Annotated in this window: 13 protein-coding genes; 8 read left to right on the plus strand and 5 right to left on the minus strand. The window is 73.4% G+C overall.

The window, feature by feature from the left end; genetic code table 11:
- Positions 1-20: 20 nt before the first annotated feature.
- On the minus strand, positions 21-602 hold the full coding sequence (locus tag ABTY15_RS08750; protein ID WP_350578344.1) for a helix-turn-helix domain-containing protein: 582 nt from the start codon (positions 600-602) through the stop codon (positions 21-23).
- Positions 603-786: 184 nt separating this feature from the next.
- On the opposite strand from ABTY15_RS08750, the gene ABTY15_RS08755 reads away from it, so the two are divergent.
- Together ABTY15_RS08755 and ABTY15_RS08760 are read left to right on the plus strand one after the other, a co-directional pair.
- Positions 787-1,521, plus strand: a complete 735-nt coding sequence (locus ABTY15_RS08755; RefSeq protein ID WP_350578355.1) for an AzlC family ABC transporter permease — start codon at positions 787-789, stop codon at positions 1,519-1,521.
- Positions 1,521-1,829, plus strand: a complete 309-nt coding sequence (locus ABTY15_RS08760) for an AzlD domain-containing protein (RefSeq protein ID WP_502893456.1) — start codon at positions 1,521-1,523, stop codon at positions 1,827-1,829. The genes ABTY15_RS08755 and ABTY15_RS08760 overlap by 1 nt, the downstream gene beginning before the upstream one ends.
- Positions 1,830-1,976: 147 nt before the next feature.
- On the opposite strand, the gene ABTY15_RS08765 is transcribed toward ABTY15_RS08760, so the two are convergent.
- Positions 1,977-2,504: a GNAT family N-acetyltransferase gene (locus tag ABTY15_RS08765; RefSeq protein WP_350578360.1), complete on the minus strand. Its 528-nt coding sequence runs from the start codon at positions 2,502-2,504 to the stop codon at positions 1,977-1,979.
- Positions 2,505-2,677: 173 nt separating this feature from the next.
- On the opposite strand from ABTY15_RS08765, the gene ABTY15_RS08770 reads away from it, so the two are divergent.
- The 6 genes from ABTY15_RS08770 to ABTY15_RS08795 all read left to right on the plus strand — a co-directional run bounded on the left by ABTY15_RS08770 (position 2,678) and on the right by ABTY15_RS08795 (position 8,787).
- A complete protein-coding gene (locus tag ABTY15_RS08770; protein WP_350578363.1) occupies positions 2,678-3,856 on the plus strand; it encodes an acyl-CoA dehydrogenase family protein in 1,179 nt (392 codons plus the stop codon).
- A 93-nt stretch (positions 3,857-3,949) separates the two neighbouring features.
- Complete coding sequence (locus tag ABTY15_RS08775) at positions 3,950-4,357, plus strand: ADP-ribosylation/crystallin J1 (RefSeq protein ID WP_350578366.1); 408 nt, start codon at positions 3,950-3,952, stop codon at positions 4,355-4,357.
- Positions 4,358-4,425: 68 nt separating this feature from the next.
- Positions 4,426-5,199, plus strand: a complete 774-nt coding sequence (locus tag ABTY15_RS08780) for an ATP-grasp domain-containing protein (protein ID WP_502893457.1) — start codon at positions 4,426-4,428, stop codon at positions 5,197-5,199.
- A 128-nt stretch (positions 5,200-5,327) separates the two neighbouring features.
- Positions 5,328-6,206, plus strand: coding sequence for an alkaline phosphatase family protein (locus ABTY15_RS08785; RefSeq protein WP_350578371.1), 879 nt, complete (start codon positions 5,328-5,330; stop codon positions 6,204-6,206).
- Positions 6,207-6,632: 426 nt separating this feature from the next.
- Positions 6,633-7,115, plus strand: coding sequence for a hypothetical protein (locus tag ABTY15_RS08790; protein WP_350578374.1), 483 nt, complete (start codon positions 6,633-6,635; stop codon positions 7,113-7,115).
- Positions 7,116-7,410: 295 nt separating this feature from the next.
- Complete coding sequence (locus ABTY15_RS08795; protein ID WP_350578377.1) at positions 7,411-8,787, plus strand: multidrug effflux MFS transporter; 1,377 nt, start codon at positions 7,411-7,413, stop codon at positions 8,785-8,787.
- Between the two features lie 115 nt (positions 8,788-8,902).
- Here the strand turns inward: ABTY15_RS08795 and ABTY15_RS08800 are convergent, their stop codons facing one another.
- The 3 genes from ABTY15_RS08800 to ABTY15_RS08810 all read right to left on the minus strand — a co-directional run bounded on the left by ABTY15_RS08800 (position 8,903) and on the right by ABTY15_RS08810 (position 12,982).
- Positions 8,903-10,663, minus strand: a complete 1,761-nt coding sequence (locus ABTY15_RS08800) for a glycosyl hydrolase family 18 protein (protein ID WP_350578380.1) — start codon at positions 10,661-10,663, stop codon at positions 8,903-8,905.
- Between the two features lie 548 nt (positions 10,664-11,211).
- Positions 11,212-11,841 (minus strand): hypothetical protein, encoded by a 630-nt coding sequence (locus ABTY15_RS08805; protein WP_350578383.1) that lies wholly within the window; start codon positions 11,839-11,841, stop codon positions 11,212-11,214.
- Positions 11,842-12,079: 238 nt separating this feature from the next.
- Complete coding sequence (locus ABTY15_RS08810) at positions 12,080-12,982, minus strand: ABC transporter substrate-binding protein (RefSeq protein WP_350578386.1); 903 nt, start codon at positions 12,980-12,982, stop codon at positions 12,080-12,082.
- Positions 12,983-13,013: the final 31 nt, after the last annotated feature.

Genomic DNA, 13,013 nt, shown 5'->3' on the forward strand with positions numbered 1-13,013 from the left:
ATGCGCTCTCGGGTGTGTTCTCAGATGTGCTCCATCACGATGACGGCCAGGGTGTCCGGGGCCAGAGCGCGGAACACGTGCGGGGCGTCGCCCGGGTAGCTCACGTAGTCGCCCGGGCCGAGCTCGACCGGCGCCTCCGTCGGGCCGACCAGGGCCCGGCCCGCGCCGATCAGCACGTGCTCGACGGTGCCGGGCATGTGCGGGTCGGAGGCCCGGGTCTCGCCCGGCTGCGCCTCGATCCGGTAGATGTCGCGACGGGCGTTCGGCGGGCAGGAGGACAGCACCGTCGCCGCGTAGTCGGCGCGTTCGGAGTGGGTCACCGGACCCTCGCCGACCCGGATCACCCGCACCGCCGGTCGCGGCGGGTCGACCAGTCGGCTGAACGGCACGTTCAGCGCGACGCCGAGCGCCCAGAGCGTCTCGACGCTGGGGTTGCCGGCCCCCGACTCCAGTTGGGAGAGCGTCGACTTGGCGATGCCCGCTCGTCGGGCCAGCTCGGCCATCGACAGCCCGCTGCGCTCCCGCTCACGGCGGATGGAGGCGGCGATCAGGCCGATCAGCTCACCGCCGGAGGCCGCCGGCGGGGTGGTGCGCTCGCTCATGCCGGCCGTCCGTTCTTGCCACTCACGCTCTCTCCCGGCCCCTTCTGCTGGTTCCCGGTCCTGCACTGCTCGTGCCGTTCATGCTGCCACTCCTGCCGTCGACCGCCCGCGCCTCGGTCGTTCGCTCTGCCGGACCGTCCGTTCGGCTTGACGAACTGCGGGTGGCGGGTTCACTCTGTTGGACATGCGTTCGCTCCTTCGAACACTGGAGCATGCCACCCTCCGTGACATCGCTCTGGTCTGCCTCGCCGACGCCCTGGTCGGCGCCTCCTTCGGCGCGATCAGCGTCTCCGGCGGCCTGCCCCTGTGGGTGCCGGTCGCCATGTCCGTCCTGGTCTTCGCGGGCGGCTCCCAGTTCGCCGCCGTCGGCGTGGTGCTCTCCGGCGGCGGGGCGCTCGCGGCCGTCGCCACCGGGCTGGTGCTCAACGCCCGGCTGCTGCCGTTCGGCTTCACCGTGGCCGACGTGCTCGACGGGCCGTGGTGGCGGCGCCTCCTCGGCGCGCAGCTGATCACGGACGAGACCGCCGCCTTCGCCCTGCAGCAGAACGACGGACGGCGCCGCCGGGCCGCGTTCTGGCTCTGCGGGGTCGCGCTGTTCGCGGTCTGGAACGTCTCGGTGCTGCTCGGCGCCGCCGCGGGCGGGCTGATCGGTGACACGGACGTGCTGGGCCTCGACGCGGCCTTCCCGGCCGTCCTGCTCGCGCTCGTCCTGCCCGCGCTCGCCGACCGGCGGACCCGCGTCGCCGCCCTGGTCGGTGCCGTCGTCGCCGTCGCGGCCACGCCGTACGTCCCGGCCGGGCTCCCCGTGCTGCTCGCCCTCGTCGGGCTGCTGTTCGCGGGCCGGCCGCGACCGGAGGAAGTGCCGCACCGGGACGGCGAGTTGGTGACCGGGGGAGTGCTGAAGGAGGAGGCCCGATGATGCCGCTGTACGCCGTCCTGCTGCTGGCCGGCGGGACGTACGCCTTCCGGCTCGCCGGGCCGCTCCTCGGGCACCGGCTCGCCCTCTCCGAGCGGGTGCGCCACCTGCTCGCCGTCGCCGCGGCCGTCCTGCTGGTCGCGCTGGTCGCCACCGGCGCCCTCACCCAGGGCCACGACTTCGCCGGCTGGGCCCGCCCGGCCGGCGTGCTGGTCGCAGGTGTCCTCGCGCTGCGCCGTGCGCCGTTCCCGGTGGTGGTGGTCGCCGGGGCGGCCACGACGGCGGTGCTGCGGCTGTGCGGGGTGGGGTGAGGGTGGGATATGGGCGGCGGGCCGTCGGCCGGGCTGGCGCTCGACCGTCGACGGCTGACAGCTGACAGATGACAACTTTCAGCGAACAGATAACAGATTTCGAAATCTGTTATCTGTTCGCTGTCTGTTGTTCGCCGCCGCCCGTGGTCACCCCGTCAGCGCCTTGAAGAAGATCGTGGTCGGGTGCGGGACGCCCGCCGGGTCGGTCGCGTAGTCCGGCACCGAGCCGACCCGGGTCCAGCCCGCCGCCTCGTACATCCGCTCCGCCGGACTGTCCGTCTCGGTGTCCAGCACCAGCAGCCGCAGCCCCAGCCCCGCCGCGCCCGCCTCCAGCTCCGTCAACAGCCGCCCGGCCAGCCGGTGCCCCCGGTCCGCCGGGTGCACCATCAGCTTCGCCACCTCGCCCCGGTGCCGGCCGTTCGCGGGTACGGCCGGGCGCAGCTGCACCGTCCCGGCGAGCCGGCCGTCGGCCGCTGCTCGGGCCGTCCACAGCAGCAGCCGCCCGGCCTCGACGTCCGGGGCGAGCGCCCGCCACCACCCGGCCGCCTCGGCCCGGTCCAGCGGGGCCAGGAAGCCGAGCGAGGCACCGCCGTGGACGGTGTCCACCAGCAGCCCCGCCAGCTCCTCCGCCGCGCCGTGCAGCTCCTCGGCCGTCACCCTGCTGACCGCGTACATCCCGCTTCCCCGCTCCCACTCGCCCACGGCCCGGCCGCGTGCGGAATACTCCCCGGTAGCCCGTCGAACGTCCCTGACCACTGCTCACCGACCATCGGCCACCAGCTACGACCGCCGGCCACCGGCCGCGGCCACCGATCGTCGGTGTTCCGCCGAGACTACAAGGAGCTTCAATGACGAAGCCGACCCGGATCGACCCGTCCGACCTGCTCGCCGTCGGCGACCTCCTCTCCGACGAGGAGCGGCTGATCCGCGACACCGTCCGGAAGTTCACCGACGAGCGGATCCGCCCGCACATCGGCGACTGGTTCGAGCGCGGAGTCTTCCCCGCCCGCGAACTCGCCCCCGAACTCGGCGCCCTCGGCGTGCTCGGCATGCATCTGGACGGCTACGGCTGCACCGGCTCCAGCGCCGTCGCGTACGGGGTCGCCTGCATGGAGCTGGAGGCGGCCGACTCCGGCCTACGCAGCTTCGTCTCCGTGCAGGGCTCGCTCGCGATGCGCTCGATCCACGCGTTCGGCTCCGAGGAGCAGAAGCAGCGCTGGCTGCCCGGCATGGCCGCCGGCGAGCTGATCGGCTGCTTCGGCCTCACCGAGCCCGACTTCGGCTCCGACCCCGCCAACATGCGCACCAGGGCGGTGCGCAAGGGCGGCGACTGGGTGCTCTCCGGCAGCAAGATGTGGATCACCAATGGCAGCATCTCCGATGTCGCCGTCGTCTGGGCGCAGACCGAGGAGGGCGTGCGCGGCTTCCTCGTCGAGCGCGGCACCCGCGGCCTGACCGCCACCGACGTGCACGGCAAGCTCTCCCTGCGCGCCTCCGTCACCAGCGAACTCGCCTTCGACGAGGTGGTCCTGCCCGCCGACGCCGTCCTCCCCGGGGTCACCGGCCTGCGCGGACCGCTCTCCTCCCTCAACGAGGCCCGCTACGGCATCCTCTGGGGCACCGTCGGCGCCGGCCGCGACTGCTACACCGCCGCCCTCGACTACGCGAAGAGCCGCATCCAGTTCGACCGCCCGATCGCGGGCTTCCAACTGACCCAGCAGAAGCTCGTCGAGATGATGCTGGAGGTCGAGAAGGCCTATCTGGTCGCCCTGCGGATCGGCCGGCTCAAGGACGAGGGCGCGGCCCGCCCGGCACACATCAGCTTCGGCAAGCTCAACAACGTCCGCACCGCGCTGGAGATCGCCCGCAGCGCCCGTACCGTCCTCGGTGCCAACGGCATCACCACCGAGTACCCGGTGCTGCGGCACGCCAACAACCTGGAGTCGGTCCTCACCTACGAGGGCACCAGCGAGATCCACACCCTCGTCCTCGGCGAGGCCATCACCGGCGAGTCCGCCTACCGCTGACGGGCCCCCAACCTCGGGGAGGCCCGGGGAAGCCCGGAACGCAAGGGAAATCCGGTGGCCGGGCCCGCGGCGGCCCGGCTACCGTCCCTTGCCATGACCAGCAGGCCCGTCCCCGTGCACCCCGCCCCGACCACCACCCTCTGGCGCCCCACCGGCCCCGAGGAACTGGCCCTGGTCGAGGCGGCCGACCGGCGCGCCTGGCCACCCCGCCTGCCCGACCAGCCGATCTTCTACCCCGTCCTCAACGAGGACTACGCGATTCGCATCGCACGCGACTGGAACGTCCCCGCCTCCGGCGTCGGCTACGTCACCCGGTTCGAGGTCGACACCGCCTTCCTCGCCCGCTACCCCGTACGGCAGGCCGGCGGCCGAACCATCCTCGAACTGTGGGTCCCGGCCGAGGAACTGGCGGAGTTCAACCGCCACATCGTCGGACGCATCGAAGTCGTCCACGAGTTCCGCGCTCCGCAGCCGCCGCCCCAGCCGCAGTCACAGCCGTGAGCACGACCGTGCGCAAGCCCACGACGGGTGCGCCGGCGGCGGCGCGCCCGGCGCCGGAGCCCGACCGGGTGCTGCTCGTCTCCGCCCAGCAGACCAGCACCACCACCCTGCTCGCCGAAGCCGCCGCCCGGCGCGGGCTCGCCACCGCCGTCCTCGGCGGCCCCGGCACGGTCGAGCGGCTCGCCGGGCGGCCCGTCCACTGGTACGGCGGACCGCTCACCGCCGCCCGGATCGCCGGACCGCTCGGCCTCGCCCTGCTCGAACCCGACGACGACTGGCTCGCCCGGCTGCCCCGGGAGTTCACCCGCCGCCGCATCGAACTCACCACCCTCGCCGAGGCGTGGACGCTGCGCCACCCGGCCTTCGTCAAACCGCCCGCCGACAAGTCCCTGCCGCCCGCCGTCTACCCGGACGGCACCCGGCTGCCGCGCACCGGCGAGCGGATCGGCCCCGACACGCCCGTACTCGTCAGCGAACCGGTCACCTTCACCGCCGAGTACCGGCTGTTCGTCCGCGACGGAGACGTACTCACCGGCAGCCGTTACGCCCGCTTCGGCCGGCTCGACCCGGCGCCGCTGACCGCCGACGCCACCGCCTTCGCCCGGCGCCTGCTGACCGCCGTCGGCGACACCCTGCCCAGCGCCGTCGCCCTGGACGTCGGCCCGATCGCCGACCCGTACGACCCGGCCGAGCACTGGGCCGTCGTCGAGGCCAACCTGCCGTGGTTCGCGCACTGCTACGCCGCGGACCCGGACCGCGTCCTCGACGTCGTACTGGGCTCCGCCGGCCCGGCCGCCGAGCTGGCCACCGCGGACCGGCGGTTCGTCAGGTCGACTGCCTGACACCCCGGAGACACCTGGCGTTCGGCGGGTGGACGCCGAATGGTACGGCGGGCGGTGAAACATGGCGCGGTCGGCGGCGCCCTCGGCAGGGCGCGGCCGGGTGCGCACGACCGAAAGGAACCACCGCCATGTCCACTGCCCAGTGGCCCCGCCCCCGGGTCCTCGTCGTCGGGATCGACGGCGTCCGCCACGACTACCTGGAGCACGTGCCGATGCCCCGGCTCCAGGAGGTCGCCGAGGCCGGGTTCCTGGTGCCGGTGACCGTGGACGACGGCACGCCCACCATGTCCGGACCGTGCTGGGCCACCATCGTGACCGGCGTCGAGCCCGCCAAGCACGGCGTCTGGGGCAACCACCTCAGCGGCAACCGGCTCGACGTCTTCCCCGACTTCGCCACCCGGCTCAACCGCGGCGACCGCCGCCGCACCTTCGTCGCCGCCGGCTGGGACCCGCTGGTGATCAACGAGGCCGGCGGCCCGCTGTTCCGCGCCCCCGGCCGGCTCTCCTACGTAGCCCCGGCCGAGGACACCCCCGAGGCCTGGGAGACCGTCGACGAGGAGGTGACCCGGGAGGCCGTCCACGTCCTCGGCACCGCCGACCCGGAGGCCTCCTTCGTCTACCTCGGCGCCGTTGACGAGACCGCCCACTTCCTCGGCTGCGGCGAGGAGTACCGGGCGTCCATGCGCACCGCCGACGAACGGCTCGGCCGACTCCTCGACGCCGTCCGCGGCCGCGCCGGCTACGCCGACGAGCAGTGGACCGTCATCGTCGTCACCGACCACGGCCACGTCGACGCGGGCGGCCACGGCGGCCGCACCGCCGAGGAGCGCACCGCCTGGGTCGCCTGCGCCGGGCACGACATCCCGGCCGGCCCGCCCACCGGGGAGATCCGCCACCCGGACGTCGCCGCCCAGGTGTACGCCTCGCTGCTGCGCCCGATCGACCCGCACTGGACGCTCGACGGCCGCCCCTTCCCGGTCGCCCGGCCGGTGCCCGCCACCGTCTGACCTGGCGAAGCCTCAGCACAACCGCCGACGGCGGAAGGCGTGCGCCGATGCGCCCGGGTGCAGCAGGCCGGGCTGCGCCGGAGCCCCGCTTGAGCGACGCTCGATCGGGACTCGGACGGCACTCGAAGACGGCGTGCCACGCTGAGCGCCGGAACGGCTCGCGGCCCGGGGCCGGCCGGCGGGACATACCTCTGAAGGTGGAGAAGGTACCCCGTGGGATGGAGACAAGATCGCGACCTCGTGGTGACGATCCGGCGGGGCGGGGCAGGCCACGATGGATACACCCGGACGGCGGTCCCCGCCGACCGGGACGGGGACGGACCCGGAGACGGGGACGGGGACGGGTCCGGTGACGGGCACGAGTTCCGGGACGGACCCGGACGCGGGACATCGACGCAGGCACGCACAGGGAGAGGGCAGACGGGCATGAAGGGCATCGTGAGCAAGGTCGCGCTGGGAGTCGCGGGCACCGGCATGGCCGTCGCCGTGGCCGCCGTGGCGGTCGGCCCGCGGGTGTCCGAGTGGTACGACGGACGCCACCAGGAACAGGCCTCCTACGAGAGCGGCAGCCAGGCCAAGGCCGACCGCCGCTCGATGCCCACCTGGCTGCCCGACAACGCCTCCTCGGTGAAGTACCTGATGTCCACCACCGGCGACGACCGCCTGCTGCGCGCCACCCTCCCGGACGGACGGCTGCCCCTCGGCTGCACCACCGGCCTGCCCGGCAAGGCCACCCACCCGGTGCCGCAGAACCTCAAGGTCGGCTGGTTCCCGGAGGGCGTCGCCACCAAGGCCAGCGGCACCTGCGGCCACTACAACGTCTCGCTCACCGGCAACCAGCTCTACGCGTGGCAGGACGGCGCGGCCGTGCAGGCGGCGCTGCGCGCGGAACGGCCCGCCAAGCACTGACCTCACCGGTCGCCCGCGGGGGTGGCCGCCCAGGGCCGGGACCGGCTGACACGGCCCGCCACGCGCCGCTCGGCGCGTGGCGGGCCGTCGTCGTGGGCGGGTGCCGGCTGCCGGGTGCCGCCAGGCGGGGCTGGGCGTCGGGTGTCGCTCGGGGCGCGGCAATTCCGGCCGGTTCGGGTACGGCGGGTGATCCGCGCGGTGGACCCCCGCTGTCGGTAGCAGGCCGGGCCGCGATAGGACGGAGCGTGGGCAGGGGCGCGCCGTTCCTGTCCGTCCCCGTCCCGTGAGGAGCCCCATGCCCGGCCCGACCGTCGGCCCCGCCGGCGAGACGTCGACCGCCCCGAACGATCCGACCACCCCGTCCTCCTCCACCCCGTCCGCCGTTTCCGCCGCGTCCGCCGCCCCGACGGGCCGGGCCGGCATCGGACGGGCCACCATCGCCGTCCTCGGCGGCCTCGTCGCACTCGGCCCGCTCACCACGGACCTCTACCTGCCCGGGCTGCCCGAGATCGCCGACGAACTGCTCGCCGAACCGGCCGCCGTCCAGCTCACCCTCACCTTCTCGATGTTCGGGGTCGCGGCCGGCCAGCTGCTCTTCGGACCGCTCAGCGACCGGTTCGGGCGCCGCCCGCCGCTGCTCGCCGGGCTCGTCCTCTTCACCCTGGCCAGCGTGGTGTGCGCGATCGCGCCGACCCTGCCGGTGCTGATCGCCGCCCGCTTCGTCCAGGGCGCGGCGGGATCCTCCGGACTGGTGATCGGCCGGGCCGTCGCCCGGGACCGCTTCCAGGGCGTGGCCATGCTGCGCTTCCTCGCCTCGATCAGCCTGATATCCGGGCTGGCGCCGATCCTGGCGCCGATCCTCGGCGCGCAGATCATGCGCTTCACCTCGTGGCGCGGCACCTTCGGCGCGCTGACCGCGCTCGGGCTGCTGCTCACCCTGGCCGCGTTCGGCGCGCTGCGCGAGACGCTGCCGCCGCAGGCCCGGGACGGCGGCGGGGTGGTCGCGACCCTGCGGACGATGGGCCGGCTGATGCGCAACCTGCCGTTCCTCGGGCTGGCGCTGACCAGCGCGTTCGCCTTCGGCGCGCTGTTCGGCTACATCAGCGGCTCGTCCACGGTGCTCCAGCACGTGTACCGGGTCTCGCCGCAGACCTACAGCCTGCTGTTCGGGGCGAACTCGCTGGCCATCGTCGTGATGACCCAGCTGAACGGGCGGGTGCTGGCACGTCGTTTCACGGCGCGGGCGCTGATGCTGGCCGGGCTCGGGACGGCGGTGGCCGCCGGGGTGGTGCTGGTGCTGACGACGGCGGTCTGGGACCTCGGGCTGCTCGGGTTCTGCCCGCCGCTGTTCGTGATGATGGGGAGCATGGGCGTGGTGCTCCCGAACTCCTCGGCGCAGGCCCTCAGCCTGGTCGAGCCGAAGGTGGCCGGTTCGGCCTCGGCGCTGCTCGGCACCGGCAACTTCCTGGTCGGCGCGGTTGTCGCCCCGCTGAGCAGCCTCGGCGGGCGGCCGTCCGCGACGCTGCTGGCGGTGGTGGTCCTGGTGTGCGGGGTGCTGGCGACGGTGGCGTACGTGACGCTGTCGCGGCTCGGGCAGGCGAGAGCGGCGGCGGAGGCATCAGCCGTGGAGGCGGGCGCAGCCGCGAAGGGCGTGGTAACAGATAACAGCTGACAGATATTGAAATCTGTCAGCTGTTATCTGTTTTCTGTTTTCCGTCGGCTGTCACCTGTCGGCCGTCACCCGGAGCGGCCGCCCGCCGGTCGGCCGCTCCGGGCCCGGGCGGGGGTCAGGCGATCGCGAAGTCGTCCCCGTAGACGTTGCCCTGGCCGTACCAGCCGTGCAGGTACACGGTGACGGTGCCGGAGGCGCCGGTGGTGAAGGGGACGGTCAGCTTGGTCCAACCGGAGGAGTTGGCCCAGGTGCTGGCGGTGGCGCCGCCAGTGACGCCGACGTAGGCGTAGTTGCCCTGCACCCAACCGGTCAGCGTGTAGCTCGTGTTGGGCTTCAGGGTGACGGTCTGCGAGCACTCGCCGGTCTGGCCGGCGGTCGGTGCGGCCTGGAGCGCGTGGGAGCCGGAGTGGACCGGGGTGGAGACCACGGCGCCACCGCTCTGGCAGGTCCACGGGGCCAGACTTCCGCTCTCCAGGCCGCCGTTGACCAGGCCGGACGGCGGGGTGGTCCCGGTGACGGTCAGCGCGTAGCCGGCGGTGTGGGTGCCGGACGGCGCGGTGGCGGTCACGGTCAGCGGGTAGGTGCCCGGTGTCACGGCCGTGGTGGTGGTGATGGTGAGGGTGGCGTTGCTGCCGGCGGTGACGCTGCCCGGGGTGACGGTGGCGGTGACTCCGGCCGGGGCGCCGCTCACGGAGAGGTTCACGTTCTGCGCCGAACCGGCCGTCACCGCCGTCGCGATGGTCGCGGTGGTGGACGAACCGGCAGTGACCGTGGCCGAGTTGGGGTTCACCGCCACGGAGAAGTCGTTGGTCACCGTGGAGCCGCTGGTGAACGGCGCGAAGATGTGGGTGAAGTCCCAGGCGTTCTGGCTGATCCCGGAGCACGAGTCGTCCCCGGCCTTGCCCGGGCAGCCGCCGTTGTCGCGCTGCAACGCCCAGAAGGACAGCGTGTTGATGCCCTTCGACACCGCCCAGTTGTACACGGTGGTCGCGTTGGCCACGGTGAAGGTCTCGGCCGCGCCGTAGTCGTCGATGCCGACCATCTCGGTGATCCCGATCGAACCCCACAGCTGGGCGGGGGACTTGGCCGGGTAGAGCCGGGCGAGCTGGTTGTACAGGCCCTGCGCGGAGGTCTGGGTGTCGGCGGCCATGTCGTGGCTGGCGCCGTCGTAGTAGTCGAAGGTCATCATGTTGACGACGTCGATCCGGGCGTTGTTGCTGATCGCGTTCCGCAGGACGGCGAGCCCGTTGTCGGCCAGTCCGCTGGTCGTGGTCGGCAGCGTGTACGAGAACTGGACGTTCCGCCCGTTGGCGACGGCCCAGTCCTGCACGAGCTTGATCGCCTTGTTGCGGCGGTCGATCCCGCCGGCGTTGGTCAGCGAGTTGTCCTCGATGTCGAGGTCGATCCGGCTGACGTCGTAGGTGGTGACGAGGTTCTCGAAGGCGGCGGCGATCTGGTTGACGTCGGTGCAGCTGTCGGCCAGTTCGGTGCCTGTGTTGTCGGCGGTGTAGCCGCCGAAGGAGGGGATCACGTCCCCGCCGTTGGCCCGAATGGTGGCGATGTCGGCACCGAAGGTGGCGGAGGAGACCGGCTTGGAGGTGTCGCCGTTCCAGTACGGGGTGCAGGAGCCCTTGGTGGCGGCCTGTAGGAACGCCATCGTGAGGTGCTTGGCGCCGGACTGGGCGGCCAGCGTGGCGGGGCTCTGGCCGGTCCAGGACTCGAAGTAGGGGGCGAAGACCCGGCTGGGCAGCGGCGTCGCGGCCTGGGCGGGGCCCGTGCCGACGGCGACCAGGCCGGCCGAGGCGGCCAGCGTGGCGCAGGCCGTCAGGGTCGCCTGGACGGCTCTGCGTAGGCGCAGTGGGCGCAGTGCGCGCATGGATTCTCCAACAGACGTGGTGGGGCAGGACGTTGGGGAGGTGCGGACGATCCGGACGCGGTGGACGTGCAGGTGTGCGGACGTCCGGGCGGGTGGGGGTGTGGCTGCGCGGAAGTGTGGCTGGGGGCGGTGGTGGGGCATGTGGAAGCCCACGACTCGCACGGCGGCGCGTGGCGGTGCGGGTGCGTGTACGCCGCGCGGAGCGGGGGCGGAGCGGAACAGGGCAGGGCAGTGCCTCAGCCGCCGGTGGTCACACCCCCACAGTGCATCCCGGTCGGATCGACATGCATATGGTTGGACTAGACCACTTGTCTGTCAAGGGTCCTAACAGTTCGTCAGCACACCGCCCTGGTCGGCGGGGGAGTCAACGGGAGCGGACGGCAGCGGAGGGAGCGGCCGGGGCCGGGGGGTCGTCACCGGGGGGCGTCACCGGGATCGGCTCATGGGGGGCTGCTCGGCAGGTGCCGTGGCCGCGCACCCGGCGTGCGGGGCGCGGCCACGGCGGCCCGGCGCTCAGGACACCGGGCGTCCGGGGGTGGGGCGGTGGATCACGCCGCCGGCGGGCAGAGCGTGGCGCGCAGCACGTCGTTGATCTTCGCGGCGGTGTCCAGGCCGAAACCCTGCGGGTGGTCTGGGGTGGTGAACCGCTGGTTGGCCAGCTCGACCAGCTTCGACTTGTCCTTGGGGAACTGGTACATCGCCTGGCACTGGTTGCGGGCGCGGTCCACGGCCTGGTCGGGCTTGCCGCCGACGATGGCCGGGTCGATCGCGTCGAGTGCGGCGACCAGCTTGGCCGTCAGGTCGGTACCCGGCTTGGTGGGCAGCCCGGCGTCGGCGGGCGGCGCGGGTTTGGCGGGCGCGGGTGCCCCCGGCGAGGCGGAGGTGCCGGAGCCGTCGGGGGAGCCGGCGTCCGGGGCGGTGGGCGCCGGGCTGGCGGGTGCGGACGCCGCCGGGCTGGCGGCGCCGGCGGCCGAGGGGGCGGCCGTACCGGGCCCGGACGCGGCGGCGGAGGCGGACGCGCCGGCGGATGCCGTGGAGGGCGCGGAGGCGGCGGCCGGGGTGGTGGGGGAGCCGGCCGCGGCGGTGGACGCGCTGGAGCCCGATCCGGAGCTGGAGCAGGCAGCGAGGCTCACCGCGGCGAAGGCCGTGAGGGTGGCGGCGAGGAGTCGAGTACGCATTGCGCCACACTGTCATGTCCGCGGCGCGGAAGGGAAGGTCCCGCCGCGGGCCCTACGGACACCCACCGATGCCTGCGGACGCCGTGGAGGTCTGCGAAACGCCCGCGGACACCCGGCGCCGCCCGCAGACGCCCGCAGACGCCCGCGGACGCCTCCCGGCGCCCGCGGAGGGCCGGCCCGGGAGGGAGGTTCCTCCCGGGCCGCGCCCGGTTGCGCGCGGGGGCGTCAGCCGAGGCCGTCAGCCGAGGCCGTTGGCCTTCAGCCAGTCCTTGGCCACCGCCGACGGGTCCTCCTTGTCGACCGCGACGCGCTTCATCAGCGCCGTCAGCCCCGCCGTGTCGAGCTTGGCCGACACCGCGTTGAGCGCCGCCGTCGCCGTGGCGTCCACCCCGGCCTTGTTGACCAGCGGGGTGACGTTCTGCGCGCCGAACACGTTCTTCGGGTCGGCCAGCGGTACGAGCTTCAGCTGGACGATCTTCGGGTCGGTGGTGAACACGTTGCCCACCTGCACGGTGCCGTCCTTGAGCGCGTTCGCGGTCGTGTCACCGGTGGGCTTCCACTCCTTGAACGTCAGCCCGTAGACGTCCTTGAACTGCTGCTCGCGGCGGGACTCGAACTCCGGCGGACCGCCGATGGTGAGCTCGCCGGCCTTGGCGGCGAGGTCGGAGACGGTCTTGAGGCCGAACTTGTCGGCGGTCTCCTGGGTGACGCTGAGCGAGTCCTTGTCCTCGGCGGGGGAGGAGTCCAGCACCGCCAGCGAGGCGGGCAGTGTCTTGGCCAGCGCCGCGTTCACGTCCTCCTTGCTGACGGCCGTGGACTTGGCGTCCAGGTAGGCGAGCAGCGCGCCGTTGTACTCGGGCAGGACGGTCAGGCTGCCGCTCTGCAACTGCCCGTAGAGCACCTCGCGGCTGCCGATGTTGAACTTCTCCTGGACCTTGACACCCTTGGCCTTGAGCGCCTGTGAGTAGATCGAGCCGAGCAGGACGTTCTCCGGGAAGTTCGCCGAGCCGACGACCACCGTCGAGCCGGCGCCGCCGCCGAGCGGGTCGCCGCCGGAGGAGCCGCAGGCGGTGGCGCCGAGGGCGAGCGCGGCGAGGGTGCCGAGGAGGACGGCGCGCCGGGTTCTGGGGATTGTCGACATGGTGACAGGTGTCCTTCCGGGGATGATGGGA

It is taken from the genome of Kitasatospora sp. NPDC097643 (assembly GCF_040302625.1).
Lineage (GTDB): Bacteria > Actinomycetota > Actinomycetes > Streptomycetales > Streptomycetaceae > Kitasatospora.

What these genes read in the sequence shown, in the direction of transcription:
- ABTY15_RS08770 (WP_350578363.1), top strand. Translation starts at nt 2,678, where the DNA reads ATGACGAAGCCGACCCGGATCGACCCGTCCGACCTGCTCGCCGTCGGC.
- ABTY15_RS08755 (WP_350578355.1), top strand. Translation starts at nt 787, where the DNA reads ATGCGTTCGCTCCTTCGAACACTGGAGCATGCCACCCTCCGTGACATC.
- ABTY15_RS08795 (WP_350578377.1), top strand. Translation starts at nt 7,411, where the DNA reads ATGCCCGGCCCGACCGTCGGCCCCGCCGGCGAGACGTCGACCGCCCCG.
- ABTY15_RS08765 (WP_350578360.1), bottom strand. Translation starts at nt 2,504, where the DNA reads ATGTACGCGGTCAGCAGGGTGACGGCCGAGGAGCTGCACGGCGCGGCG.
- ABTY15_RS08785 (WP_350578371.1), top strand. Translation starts at nt 5,328, where the DNA reads ATGTCCACTGCCCAGTGGCCCCGCCCCCGGGTCCTCGTCGTCGGGATC.
- ABTY15_RS08805 (WP_350578383.1), bottom strand. Translation starts at nt 11,841, where the DNA reads ATGCGTACTCGACTCCTCGCCGCCACCCTCACGGCCTTCGCCGCGGTG.
- ABTY15_RS08790 (WP_350578374.1), top strand. Translation starts at nt 6,633, where the DNA reads ATGAAGGGCATCGTGAGCAAGGTCGCGCTGGGAGTCGCGGGCACCGGC.
- ABTY15_RS08750 (WP_350578344.1), bottom strand. Translation starts at nt 602, where the DNA reads ATGAGCGAGCGCACCACCCCGCCGGCGGCCTCCGGCGGTGAGCTGATC.
- ABTY15_RS08760 (WP_502893456.1), top strand. Translation starts at nt 1,521, where the DNA reads ATGCCGCTGTACGCCGTCCTGCTGCTGGCCGGCGGGACGTACGCCTTC.
- ABTY15_RS08810 (WP_350578386.1), bottom strand. Translation starts at nt 12,982, where the DNA reads ATGTCGACAATCCCCAGAACCCGGCGCGCCGTCCTCCTCGGCACCCTC.
- ABTY15_RS08800 (WP_350578380.1), bottom strand. Translation starts at nt 10,663, where the DNA reads ATGCGCGCACTGCGCCCACTGCGCCTACGCAGAGCCGTCCAGGCGACC.
- ABTY15_RS08775 (WP_350578366.1), top strand. Translation starts at nt 3,950, where the DNA reads ATGACCAGCAGGCCCGTCCCCGTGCACCCCGCCCCGACCACCACCCTC.